The following is a 26008-nucleotide window of genomic DNA, read 5'->3' on the forward strand; positions in this document are numbered from 1 at the left end:
CTCATGGTCAGAATGTCAAAAGGAAGGGCGAGAGTGCCGGAAAGGCCAAGGCGAGAAGCACGACAAGCAAAGCGCCCCAGAGCAGCCCGCGCATCAGCCCGCGATCAATTGGGCGCGCACAGGTGCCGTCCGCGCAGGCGTCAGTAGGGACTGGGCGATAAGCTTTCCAGAACCCATAGGCGAGCGCCGCTGCCGCGAAGCTCAAAGTCACCCACTTGTAGGCATAAAGGGCGGTAAGCTGACCAATGAAGACCCCGGTCACACCCAGACTGACCAGAACAAGCGGTAGTATGCAGCAGGAGGTCATGGCGAGCGCGCCAATCACGCCAGCGCCGGTGGCGAGCCAACCGGATCGGTCTTCGTGCTGGTCTGTGGTCGCGGGGGTGTGATCTGTCATCTCTTTGCTCATTGTTGCCCTGTGATGACTTGCAAGATAGGGTCTGTAGCAACTACAGGATCAAGGAGAAAACGCATGGTTGATGATCACGGTGTTGTGAGAGACCTTAAACGCTCTGACCTTGCACGCCTGACCGGCTGCAACCTTGAGACTATCCGCTATTATGAAGGCGTCGGTCTGATGCCCGACCCACCGCGCAGCCCCGCTGGACACCGCCGCTATGGGCCGACGCATGTCGAGCGGCTTGGCTTTATCATCCGGGCGCGTGAACTGGGCTTTACGATGGAGGAAATCCGAGGACTGCTCAGCATGGTAGATCGCGGCAGCCATACTTGTGCAGAAGTTGAGAAGCGCGGGCGGCATCATCTCGACGTCGTGCGGACGAAGATAATGGATCTTCAGAACATCGAGGCCGTCTTGGCGGAAACGATTGCGAAGTGCAGCGGTTCGGACAGTCCAGAGTGTCCTCTCCTCACGGTGCTGTCAGATGGGACTGTGGGCGAAACAGATTGATCCGAACTGGACGGAACATGAAGGATTGTTGTGTACCGCGTTTGAAGGTGCGGCAAACACGCGAAGATTGCCCTTTGGTTTCCAAAGGATCAGAACGTTCGCCGACCGCAGTGGAATGTCGGCTTTCTGCATGCTGTTGCGCAGCAATACTCTAAGACCCGGACGGCAGCTAAGGGCCGTCTGTGGCGACGGCCCAGCGGTTTAGATTTCGATAGCTTCGGCGATCACCAGCGCATCTTCAAGCTCGACGCCGAGGTACCTGACAGTGCTGTCCATCTTGGTGTGACCCAACAGCAGCTGGACCGCCCGCAGGTTGCCTGCCTTCTTGTAAATCTGCGTGACCTTCGTTCGCCGCATCGAGTGCGTGCCATAGGCGCTTGCCTCCAGACCAATGGATGTCACCCAGTCACGCACAATGCGCGCGTACTGGCGGGTAGAGATGTGAAGCCGCTCGTGAAAACGCCCAGGCCAGAGGTGTTCGGATCCGACCATCAGCGGCTCCCGCATCCATCTTGCCAGCGATGCACGGGTGCCTTCGGAGCTTTCAAAGCGCACAGATTTCTGGGTCTTGCTCTGAAGAACCGACGCGCGTTCTTTGATTTGGCCTGAGGCCATGACATCGACCACCCTCATTTTCACCAGATCGCAGCCGCGCAGCTTGCTGTCGATGGCAAGATTGAAGAGGGCCAGATCACGGTGGTTCTCGGCCAATTCCAGCCGCACCCTGATCGCCCAGACGTGTTTGGGCTTGAGCGGCCTTTTCTGGCCGACGATCCGGCCTTTGTTCAAGGCTGGGCGTAAGGCGCGGATGGCCGGTAAGTTTGATGTTTCCATGATGCATCCTCCGATCCACCACGCCCTCCCACATCGACAACCCGACGTTGACAAGACATCATACCATATGATGCTGCGCCGCATCCGAGGTCGGCTTTGAGCCCGATGTCGCGGATGCTGCGTTTTGCACAAGAACGCTTCAGCAATTTTTTCTGATCGGGACTACCGCAATCCCGGTCAAGAATTCCCTTTCCACACCCCGTATCTTAACTGTGGCTTGTGAGAGAGAATTATGAACCCAATCGGTAGAGCAGCCTGGTATATAGAAATGCACTTTGGCAACGAGATATCGCTTACGGGCGTGGCTCGGGCATGCGGTCTGTCCAAATTCCATCTTGTCCGGGCGTTCGGCACCTATGCGGGACGCTCGGTCATGCGGTATGTCCGTGCCAGACGTCTCAGCGAAGCCGCAAAACGGCTTACTATAGAGTCGAGTGGCATTCTCGATGTAGCACTTGAAGCCGGTTACAACTCTCACGAGGCATTCACCCGGGCGTTCAAATAAAAGTTCGGGATTACGCCGGACCAGTTCCGAAGAAACCCTTCCTTTGAGACTATCCAAATTGTGGAGCCTATTAAGATGGACGACAACAAGAAAGACACGTCAACTGATCTATCCGAACCCCGGATTGTCGATGGTGATGCGATGGTGATCGTTGGACTGAAGAGGCGTTACGACGATGAAACGAGCACGCAGATGTCGTCGCAGTGGCAAGCGTTTCAAGCGCATATCGGCAACATTGATAACCAAAAGGGGAATGTGGCCTTTGGCGTGCTGTGCAACAGCGATGACGATGGTAACATCGACTACATCACCGGGGTCGAAGTCAGCAAATATCCGGAAGCCACTAAAGAGCTGGTTGGCATCCGTATTGCCGCGCAAACCTATGCCGTGTTCCGGCACGAGGGCCATGTGGCCGAAATCGGCCGAACTTGGAAATCCATCTTCGCTGACTGGCTGCCAGAAGCGGAATACAAACCGGTCGATGCACCGCAGTTGGAACGCTATGGCGAGGATTTCGATACGGAAACAGGAACCGGCAATATCGAGATATGGATACCCATCGGAAAGTGAGCGGATCAAACTTGCTCTGATGGAAGCGGACCTGCGATGCCTGATTGCGAAGGTCTCATAAGTCCGCGTTCCACACCTTTGCACCTGCGCTGCGGCGTCGGCACAACGTGGGAGTGGACGGTCTGGGCCGTTAACGGCACCGATCACTTTTTACAAATCATGTTGATTGAGAATATCGCGCTTGCAGCGTTCAAAAGCCGTGTTGCGCTGCGCTTCCTCAGCTGCGTCCTTGGGCCTGGTCGGCGGCAGATAGTACTGAACGCAATTTGAATGGGTCTGATACTTAATGCGCTCAAGCGCACATGTCGTCACATCGTTGGAGGGCATCGGCATGGTGCTGGTTGAGCATTCCTCACGGTAATACGCCAATCTTTCCTCGGCGCTGGATTGCCAAAGGAACCAAGACGGTCCTCCGATGCGATCAGGGTCCGGCGTGCTGCTTCCCCCACAATAGCCTGTTGGGTTAAAGCATAAGAGGCGTTCGTTATTAGAGCAGGAAGCAACTGCGCCTCCCAATACGACGATGCCAGAAACTAACCATATGAACTTTTTCATAGATATCGACCTCTTATCCGATCGGTTGATCTATGCATGCCAAATCGTTCCTACCGAGGCAAGTTCGGCAAGCTCATCGCCCTATTGGCCAAATTGACATCTTCTTCGACGCACCGTGCTGCACTCCAAATTTCCGGCTGCACGTCCTGAATGTCAATATCAAGACAGCCTTAATTGAGTTGGTTCAAAACCGCCTGACATTTTCCGTTTTTACCGCATGCACACGGTTTTTGGGTGAAACGGCCGTCTGTATGACAATTCTCAAAGACAGCTAAGTCCCGCACACCGGACATCTACAAATGCTATAGCGAAGGGCCCTCACCGCCCAATTGTTGCTCACCACCTGATTGGTCCAGCGTTCTTTGACGACAGGTGACTTCACCGTCGGGCTGAATTACCCTCTTCCTTCGCGACCGAAACAAGAAATAGAGGCTCTCCGTGAACACGCGCTTTTTAGAGACATTCGTCACAGTCGCCAATTTAGGCAGTTTCCGAGCGGCGGCCGAGCAATTGAATGTGAGCCAAGCGACGGTCTCCAGCCGGATTTCGTCGCTGGAGACGGACCTTCAGGTCGACCTGTTTGACCGTGAGTTTCACGCCACCCGGATCACCGTGGCCGGAGCCATGATTCTTGAAACAGCGCAAGAGATGCTAGCGACGGAGCGCAATCTGCGCGCCACCTTGTCCGATCCGACCACCGCCGTGGGGCGGGTGCGTCTGGGGCTGGTATCTTCAGTCGTTCATACCTGGCTCTGTGACCTGATTGAAGAAGTGGCGCGCTGCTACCCACGGCTGGAGCTTGAATTGACGGTTGAGCCTACACCGAACATCGCAACAGCCTTTGAACGCGGTGCTTTGGATATGTTGCTGACGACAGATGACCGCCACGATCAAACCTGTGTTTGCGCCGACTTGCCGCCACTGGCCATGGGCTGGTTCGGGCCAGAGGGGATGCGCGACGAAAAACTCTCCCTCGCTGATGTTGTCACCAGCCCGCTGATCACCTTCACCCGCAATTCGCGCCCCCATGCCAATGTACTCGCGCTTTTCAGCGATCGCGGCCTGCGGCCTTCGATCGTGCATTGCATCACCTCGATGGCTGCGATTGCGCGGTTGACGCAGCGCGGACTTGGGATTGCGACCATGCCACTGGCCTGTGATTTGGCCGGGCCAGGTATTTACGAGCTTGATGTCGATGCGGAACTGCCGCCGCTGCCGCTGTATTGCATCTGGCGGCGCAGTTCCGATGTGGCCACTTACAAGGCAATCGCCGATCTTGCGCGGGTCTGTGCAGAGCGTCATCAGCGCCAACCTGACGCGGTCTGAAACGGGCCTGATCGGAAAACCCTATCACCCCCCCCTGAATAATCCCGTTTGTCGTTGGGCCCCATCTCGGCAAGGGTGCCCCAACAACAATCGACAGAGCTTGACCGCACCTCGACGGAGGCGGGCCGTGCCCCGCCACGTGACGGGAAAGCTATGTCCAAGATCAGGATGCAGAATGAGCAATATCCGTACAACCGATCAGGCACAGCTTTTCGTCTGGAGCGATATCGACCCAGATCATGAAGCAGATTTCAACCAGTGGTATGACAGAGAGCATATGGAGGAGCGCGTTCGCATTCCGGGCTTCACCGGTGCGCGGCGCTATCGTGCGGTATCCGGCTCGGCCCGGCGATACCTTGCGCTTTACCGCGCCAGCAGCCTTGCCGATTTCACCTCCGACGCCTACCGCAAAGCCTTTACCAAACAGACCCAGTGGTCGATCACCAACTTCGGGCGCATGTCCAACACCCGCCGCCGGGTGATGCATGTCGCGCAAGAGGGCGGCTTTGGCTGGGGCGGCGCACTGGTGCTGATCGAACTGGTGCCGAATGCAATGGATACCGACGCCGTCAGCAACGTGCTTGGGAAGTTGATGGCCGAAGAAGGCGTGCTGCGCGTACATCATATGATCCCCGACGAGACCCTTTCGACCCCGCTGCCGTCCGAAACCATCGAAGGGCGCGTTCTGGCCCCTTGCATCGCGATAGATGTGACGTCAGAGCCTATCGCCGAAGCGACCCTGCGCCAATTGACCGAGAAATTGGGCGGCGCGGTGCGCGAGGCCGAAACCTTCCGCCTGATGTGGTCATTGGATGCGCAGGACCTGCCCGTATTAGAAGACTGAGTGAACCACCCTGCCCTGCCACAACGGCAGGGCAAGAACAACAAACCACCCCAACAGGAGATACCCCACATGAAACACCTTCTCATCGGAACTGCGATCGCAGCCCTGACAGCCGGTCTGGCCCATGCCGAAACGTGGAAAATGTCAGCGGACGCACCAGACGGCAACTATCTGACCCAGAACATCCGCGCCTTCGCCGATGACGTGGCCCGCCTGTCGGATGGCGCGCTGGAAATCGACGTTGTGTCGAACTCGGTCCTGCTCAAGCGCCCCGAACTGAAGCGCGGCGTTCAGCGCGGCATCGTTCCCATCGGCGAGGTCCTGATCTCGGCCCTTGGCAACGAAGACGCCGTTTACTCTGCCGATGCCGTACCGCTTTTGGCGACCACATTTGACGAGGCCCGCGCGCTTTGGGAAGCCTCCCGCCCCATCTACGAAGAAAAACTGGCCGACGATGGACTGGTTCTGCTGTTCGCTGCCCCTTGGCCACCGCAAGGCGTCTACATGAACCAAGAGGTGACCGACGGCTCCTCTTTCGACGGGGTGAAATTCCGCGCCTATAACCCATCGACCGCGCGCCTGGCCGAGCTTTTGGGTGCCGTTCCCGCCACCATCGCCACCTCCGAGATCAGCCAAGCCTTCTCCACCGGGGTCATCAACGGTATGATCACCTCGCCGTCGACGGGTGTGGACAGCCAAGCGTGGGATTTCGTGTCGCATTACTATGACGTTCAGGCCTTCCTGCCCAAGAACATGGTGATCGTGAACAAAGGGGCCTACGACGGTCTGTCCGACGAGGTGAAAACCGCGCTGCAAGAAGCGGCTGAACTGGCGGAAACCCGTGGCTTTGAAATGGCCGAAGTGGCCACTACCGAAGCGACAAATACAATGGCTGACAATGGCATGAACGTGCTGCCGACCCCCGAAGGACTGGCTGCCGACTTCGAGACGATTGCCGCGACCATGCGTGCAGAATGGCTGGAACAGGCAGGTGAAGACGGTCAAAAGATCGTCGATGCGTTGAACTGATCCAAGCAGGCTCGGGCTGTCAAATGCCCGGGCCTTTATGCAAACAGCTAGGGGTGTCCCTACCCCGCCCGCCCCACCAATCCGGAGCCCCCCGCCATGTTGCTAACCCGCCATTTATTCAACTTTTGCGGAGCCTTGGCCGCGCTGTCCCTTCTGGGGATCGCGGCCCTGATCCTGTCGCAAATCGGCCTTCGCCTGATGGGAAGTCAAATCCCGTCGGCGGATGATTTCGCGGCATGGGGGCTGAGCGCATCGATTTTCCTTGCGCTGCCGGCGACCCTGATACGGGGCGATCATATCCGCGTCACGTCGTTACGCCAGCTGATGCCGGATCGTCTGGGACATATCGCTGACATTCTGGCCGCTGCCTTTGCCACCGCGATGATGGGCTGGGTCGCTTGGGCGATCTTTGGCTATGTCCACGAAAGCTGGACCTACAACGAAGTTAGCCAAGGTGTGGTGGCGGTTCCGCTTTGGTGGCCTCAATCTGCGATGGTTTTGGGGTCGGTGCTCTTTGCGCTAGCCTTTGCCGAGCGCACGCTGCGCCTCATTCTCGGCCTACCGGTCGAAAGCGACGATACAAACGAACAAGGTCGGGGCGAATAATCATGGATATTTTTCTGCAATCCGCCGTTCTGGTCGTGTCCCTGCTCATACTTTTGGGCTTGGGCATCTGGGTTGGCGTGGCACTCATGGCATCGGGCGTCGTGATCTTCATGATGTTCACCTCGACGCCGGTCGATGCGATCCTCGGCACCACTATGTGGGCGCATTCCGCCAGCTGGACGCTAACGGCGCTGCCGCTGTTCATCTGGATGGGCGAAATTCTCTACCGCACCCGTCTGGCCGAAGACCTGTTTTCCGGTCTCGCCCCTTGGGTCGGGCGGCTGCCCGGTGGGTTGGCGCATGTCAACGTTGCGGGCTGCGGTATCTTTGCCGCTGTGTCGGGATCATCGGCTGCCACCACCGCCACCGTTGGCCGCATTTCCCTGCCCGAGCTGAAATCGCGCGGCTATGCCGACCGTCTCGCCATCGGCTCTTTGGCTGGATCGGGCACGCTTGGCCTGTTGATCCCGCCGTCGATCGTGATGATCGTCTTTGGCGTCGCGGCCCAAGTGTCCGTGAACCGTCTGTTCATTGCGGGCGTGGTGCCGGGGCTGATGCTCATGGCGCTGTTCTCGGGCTATATCGCCATCTGGTCAAAAATGAACCCCGATGGCGTGCCCGCCCCCGAACCCCGCCTACCGATCGCTGAGCGCCTGCACCGCCTGCGCATGTTGCTGCCGGTGGTCGGTTTGATCATCGGGGTCATCGGGTCGATCTATGCCGGGGTCGCCACCGCGACCGAAGCCGCCGCCATCGGTGTGGCCGGGGCGCTCATCATCGCGGCCTTTGGCCGCTCGCTGAACCGCGACAGTTTTATCGCCTCGCTTTTGGGGGCCACCCGCACCTCTGCCATGATCGGCCTGATCCTGCTGGGCGCGGCCTTTCTCACTTCGGCCATGAGCTTCTCCGGCTTGCCCGGGCAACTCGCCGAAATCATCTCTGACAGTGGGTTGGGCGCACCGGGGTTGATTGCTGTGCTGACGGTGTTCTTCGTGTTGCTTGGCTGTTTCCTAGACGGAATTTCCATCGTGGTGCTCACGACCTCGGTTGTGATGCCCGCCGTGGCTGCCGTTGGGATCGATCCGGTATGGTTCGGGATCTATCTGATCATCGTCGTCGAAATGGCGCAGATCACGCCGCCGCTGGGGTTCAACCTGTTCGTGATCCAGAACCTGACAGGCAAGTCGATCTTCGAGATCACTCGTATGATCGTCCCCTACTTCTTGATCCTTGTGCTGGCCGTAATCCTGCTGACGGCTTTCCCCGGCATCGCGACATGGCTTGTAGAGCAAACGATTTAAAGGCTGATTTGATGACACAGACCCCTCAATCTCTCCTCGACGCGGCCCGCGCGCGTGCAACCTCGCCCGATTTCACCCGCACTTTCGATGATCCGGTCGAAGGCGAAGGGCCGCTATCAGGGCTGAACGTAGCAGTCAAAGACCTGTTCGACGTGCGGGGCCAAGTCACCCGTGCGGGATCGCTGGTCCGTAAAGACGCGTCACCCGCCATCAAGGACGCTGTGGCGGTCGCGCGGCTGCGCGGTGCAGGTGCGGGGTTCGTTGGTCACGCAAATATGACGGAATTCGCCTATTCCGGTCTTGGCCTGAACCCACATTACGGCACCCCCCTCACCCCGTTGAAAGAAGGCTGTATCGCGGGTGGATCGACCTCGGGCGGTGCCTCTGCCGTGGCGCGAGGTGTGGCTGACATCGCGCTTGGGACAGACACCGGCGGCTCCGCACGTATTCCGGCGGCCTTTTGCGGGTTATTCGGGTTCAAAGCGACAGCCCAATCGATCTCTCGCGAGGGGGCGGTGCCGCTGTCGCATTCGCTGGATAGTGTCGGGGTGCTAACCCGACACGTTGGCCTGCTGCGGCCGGTCTTGAACGTGCTACGAGACAGACCGCTTCCCGCATCCTCTGCACCGCGCGCAGTCATCGTGCCGGAGAACTTCGGCATGGACGGGTTGGATACCGAAGTCGTCGACGCCTTTGAAGCCGCGCTCGAAGTGCTTCGGGCATCTGGCGTCAGCGTACGACGACAGACCCTCGATTTTTTCGAGGACTACCGCGCCCTACTCGTTTGGCAATTCTCGGCAGTCGAGTCCCGCGCCCACCACGGGGCCTATTTTGACCAGACACGTACCGAGCTTGATCCGCGCGTCGCCTCGCGTATGGCCCGGGCGGACGGCGTCACCGGCATCGAATTCGCCCGCACGATAGCCGCGCGGGAAGCACTGATCGCGCGGGCAGACCGGCTCTTTGGCGACACGCCCGTGGCCTTGCCAAGCGTAGCCATCATGCCGCCGAAGCTGGATGATCTGAACGACGACGCGACCTATGACCGGATCAACCTGCTGGCGCTGCGCAATACCAGCCTTGCGAATGTGATCGACGGCTGTTCGGTCAGCATACCCATCACCGGCCACCCCGGCACGGGCCTGATGCTGACCGCTCCGGCGGGCCGGGATGCGATGCTCATCACCATGGCCGAAACATTGCAGGGCGCATTGTGAGCGCATTGACGAAACGCCCTTGCGCCTATGTGGCTTTGGGCACGCAACGCTACCGCGTGAGCCATGTCAGCGATCCAATGCTGTCGGGCCTTTCCGATGTCGCGGTCTTGGGCGACAGGATCGTTGTTCTCAGGCGGCAAGCGCCTGAGCTGGTCATACTCGGGCCAAACGGTGCAATGAGTGGCGAAGGCACCGATCTGCCGCAGTTCGTATGCGGCCACGGGCTGCGCGCCACCTCTGCAAACCAATTGGCCGCCACGGACATGGATGGCCACAAGATCGTGCTACTTGATGAAACGATGCACGAGATCACCCGGATGGACTGCGCGGAGCGGCCGGGCTTGGGGCGCCCCTTCAACCATCCCTGCGATTGCACCCAAGGTCCCGACGGCCGCTATTATGTCGCTGACGGATACGGGAACAGCGCTGTTCACATCTTTGACCCGGAACTGCGCCACCTCAAGACCTTTGGACACCCCGGTGCTGAACCGGGCGCGTTCTCGACCCCGCACAGCCTGTTGTTCGACGGCCAAGGCAGACTCTGTGTAGCGGACCGTGAAAACAACCGCGTTCAGCTTTTTGATGGGGATGGCACTTGGCTGGGTCAGATTGAGGGATTGTACAAGCCGATGGCGCTAGCGCTAACGCCTGATGGACTATTGCTGGTCAGTGACCAGACCCCGCGTCTGTCCGCTTATACTCCGAGTGGTGATTTGGTCGGTCGCTGTCGCACCTTTTCAACCTTTGGTCATGGATTGGCTGTTCAGCGCGATGGGACCATCATCATCGCAGAAATGAACCCGGACCGTGTCACCTTGCTGATCCCGGTGCCCGACGTGGATACATTCTGACGTGCCACTGGAATGCAAACGTAAAGTATCTAAGATTTCGCGGTGAGCTGCGCACGGTGTCGCTCGGCGCGCATGCAGCATGGGAAATGCTGCGTCGGTGTAAAATCTAGTGCTGCCGCGCGGTGGATAGACCAGCCATGTGTACATAGCGCCGCGAAAATTTGGTTCAAAATTCAGTGACTGCGGGCAAAATCGTCGTTGGCTTTATGAATTTTGTACTCAGAAGACGAAGGACTCGCGATGACGTCGCCCTTCTTCGACGTTTAGTGTGATGAGGGTTGCGTCGCTCCACCTCATTAACGCATCGGGTCCGCACATATAGACCTCTCGCTTGTCGAGTGCGGAGATGGATTGGATATCTTCAATCTGCGCGCGACGTTCTTTGATCTGCAGCGCATCCTCAGAAAATGCCAGACACAGATCCTCCCGTGCAGATTTTGCGACCAATGTATCATCGCCGATGCTTTGAAACGCCACAATGCGCAGTTTCACATTGGCTGGGACAGGACCGATTTGCCGGACAAAATGCTTCAGAACTTTGATGTCATCACCACGACCAGAAAACAGGAGGACGATGTCAGTCGTTGTTTGCGGGTGAGCGTTCGCCAGTTGGAGGATACCGTCCCACATCGCCATAAATGGTGTAATGCCGACACCGCCCGCGATCCAGAGCATCTTGGATGAAACACTTGGAGGAGCATTCTGAGTACCCGGCGAAAAGCATGTGAAGCCTGCACCAGAACCTTTGAACTCGACCCGTAGCCTTTGTTCGATAAGTTTGTAAGCGTTGGCGTGAAGAACATTGGACATCAAGCCGCCCGGTTTCCTTTTGACGGTGACGCTCACCTGATTGGTGGCAGCAAACTCGTTGCTGTCAGGGTCGAAAACGGGCGTATTCGAAATCGTCCAAGTTCGCACGTAGTCTTCGTTGACCAGCTGCGGATTGGCTTCGTTCATATGCCTGTATCCCGAGCCCAAAAGGTTTGAGAAGTCGAAGACACCGAACCCGCCGGGCAATGGCACACTGACAGGCTGTGACAGCTCGAAATTGAAAGTCTTGATGCTCTCAGAAAGCGTTTCTGTCGATGCGAGTGTGGCTGTGATGGGGGTTTCGGTTTCGTGAGCAACCAGTACATGCCCCATTTCTTGCATTTCCCGACGCAGGAGCTTGACCGGCGGGTTATACGGCGAGAACTGCTCTTGAGATGTTAACTTGAGGTTTAGACCGTCTTTAACAAAGACGGCACCTGTCACTTTGATACGCGTGAGCAGGCTCACGCGTGGAATAAGTGCTTCTGCATCGTCATCAAGCAAGTTTTCGGCATCCCCCGTAATGTAAAGGACACTGCCTGTCGTGAAATCTGGAAAAACGAGTCCGACTTGTGGATCCGTCTCGATATTTCCCAAAGACTGATAGAAGCGATTGCCAGAATGGTCGGGCAAAACCAGATACGTCGTGATGTCATCACCATTGGCGTCTTCGTAGATGCGGGTAAAACCCGGTGCGCCGCCGCGGTGATTGACGCCCATGTCGGACTTGATGCCAGAACTGGCCTCATCTGCACTGTGCTTTGTCGCCAAAAACACCGTGCTGGCTTGGTCCACAACGGCTTTGGCGGCATCCGGCAAAGCGGCGGTGTGGGTTTCAAAGCTGTCATACACGAGGCCTGCACTGCGTTTTTCATACGCCAACTCACGCACGGTAATATATTTGGGACAGTTTCCCAGATGTTGATCGGACGCCAAGTGCAGGCTAATTTTTCCGCTCTCTTCAACCGATGCCGCACTAATTTGTCCGGCGATTTTGTTGCGCCGGCGATTGCTGAAATCGACCCCTACGCCGGCAAAGAGTTTCTGTGCATGGCCAGCGATTGGATTCTGTATCAATGCCCGCGCGAAGGGATCGTATGGGTTGCTTTCGGCAACAACCTCCATTGTGTTTTGATCGGAAATTTTGATGTCTACCGACGGGTCACTCTCCGATCGTGTAACCAGAAGGCTCACCCAAGGCCGCCCGTCGTGATCCAGTGTCGCGAGCGGCAAATAAGGCAGTTCAGCAAAGAAATCCGCGTGCTGCTGTGGCATGTCAGGGGCGATGTACTGGGGAATGGAGGAGATCATTTCCTTGGGCGTATTGCGCCGCTCTTGTAGCCGCAGCTCGCCTTTATGGGATTTATGAAACTGGGCCATTTCGTGTTCCAATCGTTCGTCTGAAAAGCGGTCGTGTTGCGGTGTTTGCGCTGACGCCTTTCTTTAGGCCTGAAAGGCGTCAGCGGTTATTGGTGTTACGGCGTCAGCGCTATAGCCCCAGATCGCTTAGACCCGGATGGCGCGGGGCTTCGGATGTCATGGCCGCCCCCTATTCAGCCGCAAGGCCAACAGCGGTTGCTGGCATGGCCTGAAACCCCGGCAGGGCTTCGAAACGGGCGAGCCATGCGCGGACATTCGGGTAGGGGTCAAGCGAGACGTTCCCCTCGGGCGCATGGGCGGTATAGGAATAATTCGCAACATCGGCGATTGTCGGGCGATCGCCAACCAGCCAATCGCGACCTTCCAGCCCATGTTCCAGTTTTTGCATTGCCTTGGTCGCTGTTGCATCGGCGAAATCTACGTCCAAGGGCGCGCCGAAAACGGTGATCAGTCGTGCGGCACAGGACCCGAAGGCAACTTCGCCTGCCGCAAGCGTCAGCCAGCGTTGAACATTGGCCTCTTCGATCGGAGTGCTTGGCATCCAGTCCGGCGCATATGTCCGTGCGAGGTAGACGAGGATTGCGTTGGAATCCGATACGGTTACATCGCCATCTTGCAAGACGGGGACCTGCCCGTTCGGGTTCATGGCCAGAAATTCAGGCGATTTATGTTCACCACCTGCCAGATCTACGGGAACTTCCTCATGTGCGATCCCTGCGAGTTTCGCAAACACCAAGGCGCGGTGAGCGTGACCTGATTTTGCGAAGTGGTGAATGCGAACGGCGTTTGACATCGATGTCTCCAGTCATTTTTCAAGATATGTGCAAGCCCTACCAGTTGCGTATTCCGGCGATAATTGTCTAAATTGGCGTATATTTAAGCCCTGATAAGGCGCAATGAGATGGATAAAATCGACCGGATGCGGGCCTTTGCGCTTGTCGCCAAGAACGCCTCTTTCACGATTGCCGCGCAGCGTATGGGGCGATCTGCGCGATTGGTCAGCAAATATGTCGCTGACTTGGAAAATGCGCTCGGGGTGCAGTTGCTTAATCGCACGACGCGGAGTGTCTCTTTGACGGACGCTGGTGCGACATATCTTGCGCTATGTGAGCCGCTTCTTGATGGCTTTGACGAGTTGGAGGAGAGGGTCAGACACGATCAGACGTCGCTACGTGGTGTAATACACATTTCGGCCCCCACCGGATTCGGAGCTTTGCGGCTGACGCCGTCGCTGGCAAGGTTCGGGGCGAAACACCCCAATGTGGACCTTAATTTGCAATTCTCTGACCGCCGCGTGTCGATCATTGAGGAGGGCTTTGACCTCGCCATCAGGATTGGCCCGATGCGCGACAGCGCGCTCAAGGTACGGCAACTGGGCCCGATGCCGTTGGTCGTATGTGCGTCGCCCGCCTATCTGGAGCGCACCGGAACGCCGGACCATCCGCGGGCGCTGGCCACGCATGAGTGTATTCTTGACGGGAACATGACCGAGCCGACCATCTGGAGGTTTGATATCAATGGTCAGGAGGAGGCTGTTCCGGTCCACGGGCGTTTTCGCATGAACGCGTCCGCAGCTGCAGCCCGGCTTGCCGCAACAGGCGCTGCAATTGCCCGTTGCCCCGCCTACACGGTGGCGGATGCCTTCAGGTCCGGTGATCTGGTGGAGCTTTTCGCCGAGCATCGGGTTTCGCCCTATGCCGTTGCTGCGCTCTTCCCCCAGAATAGGCGCCTTACCACGCGGGTGCGGGCGCTTATTGACCATCTCGCGGATGATCCGGAGCTTTGTTCAGATAGCGCCAAGACCTGACTTGCGCTACGCCTTTGCCATATCGACGAAAGCTCTGAGCCGGCGCGTCATGTTCCGCTTGCTGCGGTAATTCAAGGAATAGCGCGGAAGCTGTCCCACATGGCCGCTGAGAACTTCGGTCAGGCCACCTTTTTCCAGATGAGGCAGGGCTATTTCCCTGTACAGATACGCAAGACCAAGCCCTTGCTGTGCATAGGTCAGAAGCGACCGCATGTCGTTCGCCACCATGCGCGGTTTCGGCTGCATCGTGTACAGGCCCTCCGGCCCGTCGAACCCCCACGGGGCCAGATGAGCGCCCGAGCCAAAGGCATAGCAGATTGCATCGTGCTTCAGGATATCGCGCGGATGCGCAGGTGTCCCCTTCCCCGCAAGGTACTCGGCCGAACCGACGATGGTCATTTCCAGTTCTGGTCCAACAGAGACAGCATGTGTATCTGGTCCAAGCAACGTGTTTGAACGGATCGCGGCGTCGATGCCTGACGTCAGAAGATCGACCTTTTTGTCATCATAGATGACTTCAACATCGACCGTTGGAAATGCAGTCGCGAAACGTGCGACCAGATCATCCAGAAAGAAGGGACCAGCGCTGTAGGGGGCCGAAAGCCTTAAGGTGCCTGCGACCTCGTCCTTCTTCGCGTGGATGTCATCCAGCGCATCTTCCAGATCCACAATGGCGGGCAGGCTCTTATCATAGAGCTGTTCGCCTGCGCGTGTCAGCACGACGGAGCGTGATGACCGTTCAAACAGACGCACACCCAGACGGTCCTCGAACCGTTGGATGGCCTCGCTCACCGAGGCGGGGGCTTGCTGAAGATGCTCGGCAGCTGCACGGAATCCGCCGCGGCGCGCGACTTCGACAAATACACGAATGTCACCAAAGCTGCTACGGGCCATTGTCCGCTTTTCCGATCACGGCGTTAGGTTAAAATAGGGTTATCCTTACGATAACAGCCGTCTACATTCTCAGCAAGATGGAAATGAAAACGCGAAGATCAGGTCGATGACTGGGCCTTCAATCAACAGACCAAGGAGCAAGACAATGACAGTACTTGAAGAAATCCAAGCCGCCATCGCTGAGTGGAACACTGGCCTCGACAATGGTGACATCGAACGGATGGTGGCCTCGTGCCATCCCGAGGTGATGACGGTGAACGAACGCCAGCCTGTCACAACAGGCACGCAGGCGATCCGCGCAAAGTACAACCCGCGTATCGCCGCCGCAGAAATCACCTCTGGTTATGATATCGAAGACCTGCAGGAATACGGCGACACTGTCATCGTATCGGGCCGTTTCTACGGCACGATGAAGATGCACGACACAGGCGAGGTCAAGACGCCCGAGGGCCGCTTGGTGCTTGGTGCTTGGCTATAAGCGCGACAAAACCGGCGCCTGGAAGATGTTCCTCGACATGGACAACAACGGCCCGGCGTAGGCCGTTACTGAACCGCCCCGGGTTTACCGGAGAGTAAAACTCTCAAAGGATGAGCCCTATGACCAGGCAGAGATTCACCCCCGCCTATCCTGCCGAGCTTCGCGAACGCGGTGTTCGGCTTTTCCGAGAGAACCGTGCTGATTATGCCAGCGACACGGCAGCCTATAAGGCGATTGCGCCGAAGCTTGGCTGTTCACCGGACAGCTTGCGCGTCTGGTGTCAGCAGGCCGAACGCGATGCCGGGCAACGGGCCGGGCTGACAAGTGCCGAGAAAGATCGGAGTGAGCCATTGGAACGCCATTGGTCCGAGAGACAATGGCGAACGAACTTGAGCGTGAGGTCCGTGAACTGCGCCAGGCCAACGAGATCCTGAAGAAGGCCAGCGCATATTTCGCGGCGGCGGAGCTCGACCGCCCGTTCCGCAAATGATCGCGTTCATCGACGATCATCGTGGCGTCTTTGGTGTCGGGCCGATCTGCCGGGTCTTGGGGATCGCACCATCGACATATTACGCCTTCAAGGCCGTGGAGCGTGATCCGGACCTGGCATCGGACCGGGCTAGGCAGGATCAGCTGGACATGGCCGCCATCAAGCAGGCGTTCGATAGCAGCTGGGGCCGGTATGGCGCGCGCAAGGTCTGGCATCAACTGCGCCGCAGCGGACATGACATCGCCCGCTGCACGGTGGAGCGGCTGATGAAGATCTTGACATTACAAGGTGTTGTCCGTGGCAAGAAGGTGATCACGACCAACCCCGATACAGCCCAACCCTGCCCGGCTGACAAGGTGAACCGGGCCTTCGTCGCCGATATGCCGAACCGGCTCTGGGGTCGTTCATTGTGGTGCCATTGGTCCGAGCCCAATGGACGACGATTTCACCTATGTCTCAAGCTGGCAGGGTATGGTCTATGTCGCCTTCGTGATCGACGTCTTCGCCCGCAAGATCGTCGGCCAGGTCGAGTGGGAAACACTGAAGTGGGTCGACTGGTATAACAACACTCGACTGCACAGCGCCATCGGCTACGTCACGCCGCAAGAAGCAGAGGAAGTATTCTACGAAACCTTGAACGCTGCCGAAAAAGCAGCTTAATCATTGAACCAGAAACTCTCCGGTAAATCCGCGGCGGTTCACCACTGGCCGCTCTCTTGGCGGCGGCGCGCGTGGCCTTGGGGTTGACGTTACTCTTCGTCCGGCCTGATCCGAGCGCGCCGCCCCATACCGACGATCGCGCTCTGCGCGGGGGGGCTGATAGTTGTATTCTCAGGCCTGTGGTTTTGACCAATTTAGTGTAGTTGCCGCTGGCTTAAACAAATGCACGTTAAACTGGGCGTACACCTGCCCGAACGAATGGGATCACGATCAAGCCCGGAGACATTTGTGGCTAATCCCTCGGCTTTGCAACGACACGGCTTACGGCCAAATTTAAATCCAAGACACGTATGAAAATTGACCTTACAATTTTGCAAAAGCAGCAGTTCCGCGATCAGCAAGGCGATCCGGATAAGCTTTGTCGCTCAGTCGACAAACGTCACCGGGCGTTCCCACTGGATCAGGACCGTACATCCGTCCTCGGACCAGACCTCATGTTCGCTTCCTTTCGGGTTCAGCACGACATCCCCGGCGAGATACCGCCCATGGTCATCGCTTTGGCTGCCGGACAGGACGATGATCACCTCTAACCCTTGATGGCGGTGGCGGGGAACAGAGGCGCCGGGGGCGTAGCGCAGCAAGGCGACGTCCGGACCACCGCGGCCAAGGTGGCAAATCTCGACGCCTTCGCGGAAGGGCTCGAACGTCATGTTTTGCCAACCGTCGGGCACGAGCCCCCGAAACACGTTTGGTGATGGCAGACCCTCAGCCATTGATCGCTCCTAGAATTGTATCCGTATCGGTTGCCCAGCCGACGATACCCCCTTGGGCGACGATCATCTCTATCGCGGCAGCTTTGAAGCTTGGGAAATAGCTTTCGGTGGCATCGGTAGCCAAGAGGCATTCAAACCCGCGATCATTGGCCTCGCGCATCGTGGTTTGTACGCAAACCTCGGTCGTGACACCTGCGCAGACAAGCTGGGTGATCCCCCGTGCGGCAAGCTGATCGCCGAGGTCTGTGGCGTAGAAGGCACCTTTGCCGGGTTTGTCGATGACGGGTTCATCGGGCAGCGGGGTCAGCGCGGGGATGATCTCGCAACCGGGCGCGCCTGCGATCAACACACGGCCCATGGGCCCCGCGTCCCCGATGCGCAGCGCAGGCGCACCGCGCAGACGTTTGGCAGGCGGGCAATCGGACAGATCGGGGCGGTGTGCTTCGCGGGTGTGGAAGATCGGCAAGCCAGCGGTGCGAAAGCCTGCAAGCAGCCGCGCAACCGTGGGCACGATTGCCTGCAGCGGGCGGACATCGTTGCCGAGGCTTGCACCAAAGCCACCCGGTTCGACAAAATCGCGCTGCATGTCGATAATGACCAGCGCAACCCGATCACGGGCAAGCGGAAAACCGAAAGGTCGGGCGGGGATCTGTGTCATGCGGCATGCCCTGCCATATGCTGCCCGATCTCCGTCAGATCTGCCGCGGCGGCGGTGGTTTCAAAGGCAATGCGCCCTTCTGACATGACCAATATGCGGTCAGAAAGCTCCATGATCTCGTCAAGATCCTCGCTGATCAGCAGCACCGCCGTGCCGTTATTGCGGGCTTCGATGATGCGGTCGCGAATGGCGGAGACCGCACCAAAATCCAGCCCGAAACAGGGGTTTGATATGATCAGCGCATTCACTTCGCCGGTCAGCTCGCGCCCCAGAACAGCCCGCTGAACGTTCCCGCCCGACAGCGAAGCGATACGGGCATCGGGCGAGGTTGTCTTGACGTTGAACTCGGCAATCAGCCGATCGGCATTGCGCGCCATATCTTTGCGATTGCACCAGAAGGCAGGCCGGCCGTTGCGCCTGACAGCGAACATCTTGAACGCAAGATTATCGGCGACGCTCATCTTGGGGGCACAGGCATTGCGCAGGGGTTCTTCGGGCAGGTAGCGGATTTTATGCTGCCGCGCCTCTGCCCGTGTGGCGGTATAGCGGGTGCCGTTTGCCCGTATCTCTCCGGCTTGAAGACGACGCTGACCTGTCAGGATTTCCATCAGCTCCATCTGGCCGTTACCCGAGATGCCAGCGATTCCCAGAACCTCGCCGGAATGCAGGGTAACGTCGTCGATCTGGATGCCTTTCAACCCGCTGCGGTCTTGTGCCCGAATGCCGTTTAGGTGCAGCACAGGTTTGCGTACCGTATCAACGCGAACACGCGGATTGTGTACAGGCGCTTTGCCCATCATGGCGGCGCTCATGTCTTCCACGCTCATCTCGGAAACTGCGCCACCGGCGACGTATTTACCGTGGCGCAAGATCGTGACGTGATCGGCAAATGCGGTCACCTCACGGAACTTGTGCGAGATCATGAGGACAGTCAGCGCGCCCGCGTCCGTCATAGCGCGGATATGGCCAAGAACCTCATCTGCCTCGGCAGGGGTCAGCACGGATGTCGGCTCGTCTAAGATCAGAAAGCGGTTGCCAAGGTAGAGCTGTTTGATGATCTCGAGCTTTTGCTTTTCGCCTGCAGCAAGCTGGCTCACCGGTCGGTCGAGCGGCACGTGGAATGGCATCGTCGCCATGAAGGACCGAAGCGACTGATGTTCTTGCGCCCAGTCGATAACGCTTGGGGTGTCGGTGCGGCTGATCACGAGGTTTTCTGCACCGGTCAGCGCGGGCACGAGGGTAAAGTGCTGATAGACCATTCCCAGCCCTAGCGATTGCGCGACCTTCGGATCGGTCATAAAGGCCTGCGCCCCGTCCACGATCATCTCGCCCTGTGTCGCGCGGTTAAACCCCATGAGGCATTTCACCAACGTCGATTTCCCGGCACCGTTTTCGCCCAACAACACATGGAAGCTGCCCGCCGGTATTTTGAGAGAGACATCGTCGAGCGCTGTGAAATCGCCAAAACGCATGGTCATGCCGATGGCTTCGACGCTGATGGCATCGCCAGACGTACGCGCAGGCACTGTCATGACGGCAGCCCCGCAATCAGATCAGCGCTGGTCGTCACGGCCCCAAAGACGCCGCCTTGCATTGTGACCATCTTGATGGCCGCGGCATGGTTTGCAGGATCGGTTGCGCCGCAACAATCCTCGACGACCACACATTCGAACCCGCGATCATTCGCCTCTCTCATGGTGGTGGAAACGCAGACATCGGTTGTGATACCGGTGAGGATCAGATTGTCGATCTGCCTTGTGCGCAGGATCAGCTCCAGATCAGTGGCATAGAAGCTGCCCTTGCCGGGTTTGTCGATGATTGTCTCTCCCTCCAGCGGGGCGAGCTCCGGAATGATGTCCCACCCCGCCTCGCCGCGGATCAGGATCTTGCCGCAGGGGCCGCTGTCACCGATCCCGGCCCCGATCTGCTGACTGCGCCAGCGCTTGTTCGCGGGCAGATCCGCCATGTCGGGGCGATGCCCTTCGCGGGTGTGGATAATGTGGTAGCCTTTGGCCCGCATGTCCGCCAGTAGCGCCTTGATTGGCGCGATAGGTGCTTGGGTCAGCGACAGATCATAGCCCATGTGATCGACATACCCGCCGACCCCGCAGAAATCGGTCTGCATATCGATAATGACCAGCGCCGTATTCTCGGGGCGCAGATCGCCGTTATAGGGCCAGGCGTAGGGGTGGCTTTGAACGGTGGTCACGACTGCGGCTCCTGCTCGTTGAATCTACGGTTGGGCAGCGGGAAGCCACAGCTTGTGCCGTCAGTGACCTTGACCTCATCCTCCCATGGCAGGCGATAGGCCCCTTTCGCGAGATCGGTCATATAAGTATAGGGGCAATCCTGCGCGCCCCCCTTCACGGCAACATATCCGCGATGCCCGAACTGATAGGGGTTGTTTTCCACGCCCCAGCCAATGCGCGCCTCGCGGACGATATCGGGGCGGACCTCGGCGGTAATGATCTCGTCCACGCGCCCAGTTTTGCCATGCGCGATGACGGTGCCTTCGTGGTCGATGATCATTGCCTCGCCCATGCTGTCGAACGTCCCGTCAGAGCCGCACATACACACGTTCGCGGTGATCATCAGGTTGCAGAAGCTGTTGGATTGGTTGGTGAACCGCCACGCCTCGCGCATCGGGGCGGTATAGCCCGCAGTGCGGATCATGATCTCGGCCCCTTTATATGCCGCTTCACGGGACATTTCAGGAAACATCCCGTCGTGGCAGATGATCAGCCCGATTTTGGCCCCTTTGGGGCCGGTGCAGACCGGAATGCCGCCATTGCCCGGCTCCCACGGTTCTACGGGGACCCAAGGATGCATCTTGCGGTAGTACAGCTGCACCTCGCCCTGCGGGTCGATGATCAGGCCCGTATTATAAGGGTAGCCGCCGGGGTTCAGCTCCATAATCGAAAAGCAGCCCCAGATGTCATTGTCGACGCAGGCCTGCTTGAGCGCTGCGACCTCGGGCCCACCCATCGTACACATGATCTCGGGGTCAGTGTTCATCGACAGCCCGTGCAACATGTATTCAGGGAATACCACGAGATCCATCGTCGCCATATTGCGGCGCGCCTTGCCCACCAGATCGACCACGCGGGCGGTTTGTGCTGTCAGCTCGGCTTTGGTCGCGACAGTCGGCAATTGCAACTGAACCATGCCAATCACAACACCTTGGTCAGATTTGTTCAGTCCACCTAAACCATTCATAATCTCTATCCTTATTTCGTCAGTGTCAGCGCAAGCGGTGCGCCTTGTACCGCGCGATCCGGCGCGCTGGTGAGGATCAAAAGGCCCAGTGTCAGGGCGTAGGGTGCCGCACCAAAAAGGTAGTAGCCTTCGGTGATGCCCACCGATTGCAAGGCGGGGCCAAGTGCGCCCGCCCCGCCAAAGAGCAATGCCGCCCAAAAGCAGTTGATCGGGTTCCAACGGGCAAAGATCACCAGCGCAATGGCCATCAGGCCTTGGCCCGAAGAAATGCCTTCCGTCCAGCTGCCGGGATAGTAAAGCGACAGATAGGCACCGCCGACGCCCGCCAATGCCCCACCTGCGCCGGTTGCCAGCAGCCGGATGCGATCGGGGCTTAGCCCCATAGCACGCGCCGCATCGGTACTGTCCCCGACCACGCGCAAGCGCAGCCCCATGCGGGTGGTACGCAGCATCCATGCAATGGCAAGCGCCAGCAGCCCGCCGACGATGAACAACACATTTACCTCAAGTGCCGCCCGAAGCTGCGGGATATCCGACCACCAGCCCAAGCTGATCGCAGGCAGATCAGGTGCCTGCGGCTGGATGTAAGGTTTGCCGAAAAAGAAGGCGAGCCCCATGCCAAGCAGCATCATGGCGATGCCCACAGCAATGTCGTTCACCCCTTTGAACTTGCAGATCCACCCGTGCAGTAACCCAAAGCAGGCCCCCGCCGCAGCCGCCGCCAAAACGCCGACAAACGCACTGTTGGTCTCGTAAGCAACGGCGTAGCCGCTCATCGCGCCGAAGACCAATGTCCCTTCCAGCCCAAGGTTGAACCGACCAGAACGTTCGGTCAGCAGCTCGCCCAGAGAGACAAATATAAACGGGGTCGACACACGGATGGCACCGCCCAGAATGGCGATGAGAACGCCCCAAAGGCCGACATCTACCTGTTCCATCAGCGTTTCTCCCAATATGCAGCGGTAAAGATTGGCACCCGCCCGTACAGCGCCTCGCTCAGCAAGATCACCAGGAACACGATGCCTTCAAAGACAAGGATCGTCGCATCGGGCAGCTCCATACGCCGCTGGATCAACCCGCTAGAGGCTTCGAACCCGCCGAACAGAACCGCAACCGGCAGGATCGCCAACGGGTTATGCCGCGCGAGAAAGGCGATCAGGATGCCGGTATAGCCATAGCCCGCGATCAGCGAAGCGTTTGCAGAGCCGTGCACCGCCGCCACTTCGAAATAGCCCGCCAGCCCTGCAAAGGCACCGCCAAGTGCGGTAAAACCGATCACCAGACGCTCTACGGGTAGCCCTTGCACCTGCGCGGCACGCACATTGTCACCCGCAATACGCGCGGCAAACCCCAGCGTCGTGCGTTCAATCAAGACCCATGCAAAGAGGCAGGCAAGCACGCCCGCAAGAATGCCCCAATGCGACGGCAAAAACGGCATATCCCCGACGCGCAAACTCTCTGTCAGTGGCACGGTGGAGGGTTTGTTGAGCGATGCCGGATCGCGGAACGGCCCCTCGACAAAATGGTTCAACAGCGCAATCGCGATATAGGCCATCAACAAGGATGCAATCGTTTCGTTCACGCCCCGTTTGATCCGCAGCGCGCCCACGGCACCGATCCAGACACCGCCGACGATCATCGCGGCAATCGCCATTGTGGCCATGCCAAAAGCGGCGGGCATCCCCGCAACGGCGGTGCCTGCAACGGCGGCGGCAAGCCCGCCCAGGACGATCGCACCTTCGCCGCCAATAACAACAAGCCCCAGCCGCGCGGGAAGTGCGACGCACAGTGCCGCCAGCACCAGAGGTGCCACGCGCGACAGCGTGTTCTGCCACGAGAAAGCAGACGAGAATCCCGCCTTCCAGACCAGTTGGTAAAACGTGACCGGGGATTTCCCGACCATCAGCAAAAAGACACTAAATAACGCGAAACCGGCCAGCAAAGCACAGATCGGGATCACCACAGCCTCGGCCCGCGGCGCGATCCCGATAAAGGACCGCGCCGCAGTGGCCGCGGGCTTTTCAGTTTGAGCAACCAAAGTCATCTTAGCTTGTCGACCCAATCACGCCTTCGACAAGGTAGTCCATGCTCTCGATCGCGACATCGGTTTCGACAAAGGATTCCCCTTCGGCGGCGATCACATTGCCTTTGTTGTCCTTCAGCGGCCCTTTGATCGCGGCAAAGCCGCCTGCCTCGATCTCTGCTTTCGTGGCTTCAAACTGTGCACGCGCCGCATCGCTGACCGCGGGGCCGAGGGGGCTCATCTTGATGAAGCCGTCCGCCAGTCCGCCGCGCACGAAGTTCGGGATCGGCTCCCCTGCCAAGGTCTTGGCCACCATGTCGGTATAAACACTGGCCCAGTTCCATTCCGCCCCTGTCAGGTATTTGTCCCCTGCAATCGGTGTCTGGTCAGCGTGGTAACCGCAAACAAAAATGTCGCGCGAAACAGCGGTTTCACAAATCACCTTCGGCCCGTCGACGTGGCAGGTGACTACATCGCACCCTTGGTCTGCCAAGGCATTGGTGGCTTCGGCTTCTTTTACGGCAAGCGACCATTCACCGGTAAAGATCACCTGACAGACGATCGTGGGATCAACCGAACGCGCACCCAATAGGAAGGAGTTGATATTGTTGAGCACCTGAGGGATCGGCTTGGCCGCGACGAAACCGATCTTTTTGGTCTTGGTCGCATGACCTGCGGCAACGCCGTTCAGATACTGCCCCATGCCGATATAGCCAAAGTAGGAACCGGCGTTCGACGGGTCATTTTCGGACCACAGGCCGCCGCAATGTTGAAAGCGCACGTCAGGGTGTTTCGGCGCTGTCTCAAGCACATGGGGTTTGTAATAACCGAAGGACGTGGGGAAGATCAGCTTGGCCCTGTCAAAATTGATCATCGATTCCATGGAATTCTGCACGTCCTGGCTTTCGGGGACGTTCTCTTCTTCCAGCACGACCACGCCAGACATCGCCTTGACCGCCGCTGCCCCTTCGGCATGCGCCTGGTTATAGCCGAAATCATCTTTCGGACCGACGTAGATGAACCCCACGGTCAAAGGGTCAGCCGCCATCGCGGGGCGGGCCAGACCACCGACTGCGGCAGTGCCCAGCAAAGCGGCGGAAGTACCAAGGAAACCACGGCGGTTCAGGAACGGTGCATGTGTCATTCAAATCTCCAATGATGATGCGCCGCCCTGGGAGGAGAGAGCGCATATGATGTGATTCAATGACTACAAAATCTCAGCGGTGATTACGTCTGCTCATTATTCCACAAAGCGGTGCAAAAAATGCATCACTCGGTGTGTGGTCGCCCCAGGGTCGCCTGCTAGACGTCGGAAAACTGTTCCAATGCGGTGGAAAGTACCAAGCCGAAACGGGCGGAAGCCACGGGCAAGGTCCGACCGCGCAACTGACACAGGACCAGACTACCCGCCGCTACGTCACGTAACGACAGCGGGCGCGAAGTCAGTTCGCCGCAGTGATCCATATCCAGGCCGATGGGGATCTGGAATGCGATGGCATCCTCATGCAGCACATAGTGGCGCATGAACTCGAAACTGTCGGATGTGGCAATGGGGCGTAGCGGGCGCGACCCCCGCGCCGCGGCATCATCCAGCATAGCCCGCACCCCATACCGGCGGGACGGGATGACATGCGGCTGATCCAGACAGTCGCGCAATCGTACCTCGGTCTTAGACGCCAAGGGGTGATCCCGTTTCATGATGGCATGGATGACCTGAGGGATACGCATCAGCACATCGAGGTCTACCATATGGACAGGCTCGAATACCAAGGCCAGATCGCTTCTGAACTCGGCCAGATCGCGCTCTGCGTCTTCGCGATCACGCACTTGCACAGAAAAAGACACCCCGGGATGGTCACGCCGGTAAGCTGCGGTGTGCGCAGGCATAAAATACGGGATCAGCGCCTGAGAGCAGGCCACCGTCACATGGCCCCGACGTTCGCCGGACAGATCAGCCACTTGGCTTCTCACCCGCCGCAAGTCGGACTCCTGCATTAGGAAATGCTGCATCAGCAACTCACCGGCCGGGTTCAAGCGCACACCACGCGGCAGGCGTTCAAAAATTTCGACGCCAAACTCTTCTTCGAACCGCTGGATCCGACGGTTCAGGGCAGAGGCTGTGATGTTCATATCGTCCGCCGCTTTCCGGATTGAGCCCGCGCGCGACACTGCCTCGATGAAGCGGAAAGTTTGCAGATGTTTCATAGAAAAGACCTTCCGACCCATGATGGTGCATTTTTTGCACCGCTTTTGTGAATTCTTAGCATTTGA

27 protein-coding genes, 1 pseudogene and 1 other annotated feature are annotated in these 26008 nt (G+C 58.4%); of the genes and pseudogenes, 13 read left to right on the plus strand and 15 right to left on the minus strand.

Annotated elements, in window-relative coordinates; all coding sequences use genetic code 11:
- Nucleotides 1-7 precede the first annotated feature (7 nt).
- Nucleotides 8-397: a mercuric transporter MerT family protein gene (locus tag B4F27_RS11730; RefSeq protein WP_039911262.1), complete on the minus strand. Its 390-nt coding sequence runs from the start codon at nt 395-397 to the stop codon at nt 8-10.
- 75 nt (nt 398-472) lie between these two features.
- On the opposite strand from B4F27_RS11730, the gene B4F27_RS11735 reads away from it, so the two are divergent.
- Nucleotides 473-910, plus strand: coding sequence for a MerR family transcriptional regulator (locus tag B4F27_RS11735; protein ID WP_286759740.1), 438 nt, complete (start codon nt 473-475; stop codon nt 908-910).
- A 201-nt stretch (nt 911-1111) separates the two neighbouring features.
- On the opposite strand, the gene B4F27_RS11740 is transcribed toward B4F27_RS11735, so the two are convergent.
- The gene (locus B4F27_RS11740) at nt 1112-1744 is read right to left on the minus strand and encodes a tyrosine-type recombinase/integrase (protein WP_286759741.1); all 633 of its coding nucleotides are present in this window, start codon (nt 1742-1744) and stop codon (nt 1112-1114) included.
- Between the two features lie 268 nt (nt 1745-2012).
- Here B4F27_RS11740 and B4F27_RS17655 point away from each other — a divergent pair, with 268 nt between their 5' ends.
- Nucleotides 2013-2249, plus strand: coding sequence for a helix-turn-helix transcriptional regulator (locus B4F27_RS17655; RefSeq protein ID WP_414717700.1), 237 nt, complete (start codon nt 2013-2015; stop codon nt 2247-2249).
- Nucleotides 2250-2324: 75 nt separating this feature from the next.
- The gene (locus tag B4F27_RS11745) at nt 2325-2819 is read left to right on the plus strand and encodes a GyrI-like domain-containing protein (protein ID WP_286759742.1); all 495 of its coding nucleotides are present in this window, start codon (nt 2325-2327) and stop codon (nt 2817-2819) included.
- A 150-nt stretch (nt 2820-2969) separates the two neighbouring features.
- On the opposite strand, the gene B4F27_RS11750 is transcribed toward B4F27_RS11745, so the two are convergent.
- On the minus strand, nt 2970-3374 hold the full coding sequence (locus B4F27_RS11750) for a hypothetical protein (protein ID WP_139283845.1): 405 nt from the start codon (nt 3372-3374) through the stop codon (nt 2970-2972).
- A gap of 438 nt (nt 3375-3812) precedes the next feature.
- Between B4F27_RS11750 and B4F27_RS11755 the strand changes: the two genes are divergently transcribed.
- The 7 genes from B4F27_RS11755 to B4F27_RS11785 all read left to right on the plus strand — a co-directional run bounded on the left by B4F27_RS11755 (nt 3813) and on the right by B4F27_RS11785 (nt 10548).
- Nucleotides 3813-4700, plus strand: a complete 888-nt coding sequence (locus tag B4F27_RS11755) for a LysR family transcriptional regulator (RefSeq protein ID WP_286759743.1) — start codon at nt 3813-3815, stop codon at nt 4698-4700.
- 175 nt (nt 4701-4875) lie between these two features.
- Nucleotides 4876-5544: a DUF4286 family protein gene (locus B4F27_RS11760; protein WP_286759744.1), complete on the plus strand. Its 669-nt coding sequence runs from the start codon at nt 4876-4878 to the stop codon at nt 5542-5544.
- Between the two features lie 69 nt (nt 5545-5613).
- On the plus strand, nt 5614-6573 hold the full coding sequence (locus tag B4F27_RS11765; protein ID WP_074637462.1) for a TRAP transporter substrate-binding protein: 960 nt from the start codon (nt 5614-5616) through the stop codon (nt 6571-6573).
- 96 nt (nt 6574-6669) lie between these two features.
- A complete protein-coding gene (locus B4F27_RS11770) occupies nt 6670-7179 on the plus strand; it encodes a TRAP transporter small permease (protein ID WP_278376517.1) in 510 nt (169 codons plus the stop codon).
- 2 nt (nt 7180-7181) lie between these two features.
- Nucleotides 7182-8480, plus strand: coding sequence for a TRAP transporter large permease (locus B4F27_RS11775; protein ID WP_286759745.1), 1299 nt, complete (start codon nt 7182-7184; stop codon nt 8478-8480).
- A gap of 11 nt (nt 8481-8491) precedes the next feature.
- Nucleotides 8492-9697 (plus strand): amidase family protein, encoded by a 1206-nt coding sequence (locus tag B4F27_RS11780; RefSeq protein ID WP_286759746.1) that lies wholly within the window; start codon nt 8492-8494, stop codon nt 9695-9697.
- The gene (locus B4F27_RS11785; protein ID WP_286759747.1) at nt 9694-10548 is read left to right on the plus strand and encodes a hypothetical protein; all 855 of its coding nucleotides are present in this window, start codon (nt 9694-9696) and stop codon (nt 10546-10548) included. The genes B4F27_RS11780 and B4F27_RS11785 overlap by 4 nt, the downstream gene beginning before the upstream one ends.
- 219 nt (nt 10549-10767) lie before the next feature.
- On the opposite strand, the gene B4F27_RS11790 is transcribed toward B4F27_RS11785, so the two are convergent.
- Together B4F27_RS11790 and B4F27_RS11795 are read right to left on the minus strand one after the other, a co-directional pair.
- Complete coding sequence (locus tag B4F27_RS11790; RefSeq protein WP_286759748.1) at nt 10768-12738, minus strand: pyridoxamine 5'-phosphate oxidase family protein; 1971 nt, start codon at nt 12736-12738, stop codon at nt 10768-10770.
- A gap of 169 nt (nt 12739-12907) precedes the next feature.
- Nucleotides 12908-13531, minus strand: a complete 624-nt coding sequence (locus tag B4F27_RS11795) for a glutathione S-transferase family protein (RefSeq protein ID WP_286759749.1) — start codon at nt 13529-13531, stop codon at nt 12908-12910.
- 108 nt (nt 13532-13639) lie between these two features.
- Between B4F27_RS11795 and B4F27_RS11800 the strand changes: the two genes are divergently transcribed.
- Nucleotides 13640-14545 (plus strand): LysR family transcriptional regulator, encoded by a 906-nt coding sequence (locus B4F27_RS11800; RefSeq protein ID WP_286759750.1) that lies wholly within the window; start codon nt 13640-13642, stop codon nt 14543-14545.
- 6 nt (nt 14546-14551) lie between these two features.
- Here B4F27_RS11800 and B4F27_RS11805 read toward each other — a convergent pair whose 3' ends face one another.
- The gene (locus B4F27_RS11805; RefSeq protein WP_286759751.1) at nt 14552-15439 is read right to left on the minus strand and encodes a LysR family transcriptional regulator; all 888 of its coding nucleotides are present in this window, start codon (nt 15437-15439) and stop codon (nt 14552-14554) included.
- Between the two features lie 145 nt (nt 15440-15584).
- Between B4F27_RS11805 and B4F27_RS11810 the strand changes: the two genes are divergently transcribed.
- Complete coding sequence (locus B4F27_RS11810) at nt 15585-15917, plus strand: YybH family protein (RefSeq protein ID WP_286759752.1); 333 nt, start codon at nt 15585-15587, stop codon at nt 15915-15917.
- 119 nt (nt 15918-16036) lie between these two features.
- Nucleotides 16037-17067, plus strand: a pseudogene (locus B4F27_RS11815) (IS3 family transposase).
- Nucleotides 16362-16478, plus strand: a sequence feature (AL1L pseudoknot). (Overlaps the previous pseudogene by 117 nt.)
- Before the next feature lie 425 nt (nt 17068-17492).
- On the opposite strand, the gene B4F27_RS11820 reads toward B4F27_RS11815, so the two are convergent.
- The 9 genes from B4F27_RS11820 to B4F27_RS11860 all read right to left on the minus strand — a co-directional run bounded on the left by B4F27_RS11820 (nt 17493) and on the right by B4F27_RS11860 (nt 25942).
- Nucleotides 17493-17840, minus strand: a complete 348-nt coding sequence (locus tag B4F27_RS11820; RefSeq protein WP_286759753.1) for a cupin domain-containing protein — start codon at nt 17838-17840, stop codon at nt 17493-17495.
- Complete coding sequence (locus B4F27_RS11825; protein WP_286759754.1) at nt 17833-18498, minus strand: cysteine hydrolase family protein; 666 nt, start codon at nt 18496-18498, stop codon at nt 17833-17835. The genes B4F27_RS11820 and B4F27_RS11825 overlap by 8 nt, the downstream gene beginning before the upstream one ends.
- Nucleotides 18495-20030 carry an ABC transporter ATP-binding protein gene (locus B4F27_RS11830; protein WP_286759755.1) on the minus strand — a complete coding sequence of 512 codons (1536 nt, stop codon included), beginning with the start codon at nt 20028-20030 and terminating at the stop codon, nt 18495-18497. Before B4F27_RS11830 ends, B4F27_RS11825 begins: the two co-directional genes overlap by 4 nt.
- Nucleotides 20027-20707 (minus strand): cysteine hydrolase family protein, encoded by a 681-nt coding sequence (locus B4F27_RS11835; RefSeq protein ID WP_005848365.1) that lies wholly within the window; start codon nt 20705-20707, stop codon nt 20027-20029. Before B4F27_RS11835 ends, B4F27_RS11830 begins: the two co-directional genes overlap by 4 nt.
- A complete protein-coding gene (locus tag B4F27_RS11840) occupies nt 20704-21714 on the minus strand; it encodes a formamidase (protein ID WP_286759756.1) in 1011 nt (336 codons plus the stop codon). Before B4F27_RS11840 ends, B4F27_RS11835 begins: the two co-directional genes overlap by 4 nt.
- A gap of 11 nt (nt 21715-21725) precedes the next feature.
- Nucleotides 21726-22652, minus strand: a complete 927-nt coding sequence (locus tag B4F27_RS11845; protein ID WP_037942164.1) for an ABC transporter permease — start codon at nt 22650-22652, stop codon at nt 21726-21728.
- Nucleotides 22652-23758, minus strand: coding sequence for an ABC transporter permease (locus B4F27_RS11850; protein WP_286759757.1), 1107 nt, complete (start codon nt 23756-23758; stop codon nt 22652-22654). The genes B4F27_RS11845 and B4F27_RS11850 overlap by 1 nt, the downstream gene beginning before the upstream one ends.
- 1 nt (nt 23759) lies before the next feature.
- Nucleotides 23760-24881, minus strand: coding sequence for a BMP family ABC transporter substrate-binding protein (locus B4F27_RS11855; protein WP_074637495.1), 1122 nt, complete (start codon nt 24879-24881; stop codon nt 23760-23762).
- A 158-nt stretch (nt 24882-25039) separates the two neighbouring features.
- Nucleotides 25040-25942 (minus strand): LysR family transcriptional regulator, encoded by a 903-nt coding sequence (locus B4F27_RS11860; protein WP_286759758.1) that lies wholly within the window; start codon nt 25940-25942, stop codon nt 25040-25042.
- Nucleotides 25943-26008 lie beyond the last annotated feature (66 nt).

It is taken from the genome of Sulfitobacter sp. UBA1132, from assembly GCF_002311545.1.
GTDB lineage: Bacteria > Pseudomonadota > Alphaproteobacteria > Rhodobacterales > Rhodobacteraceae > Sulfitobacter > Sulfitobacter pontiacus.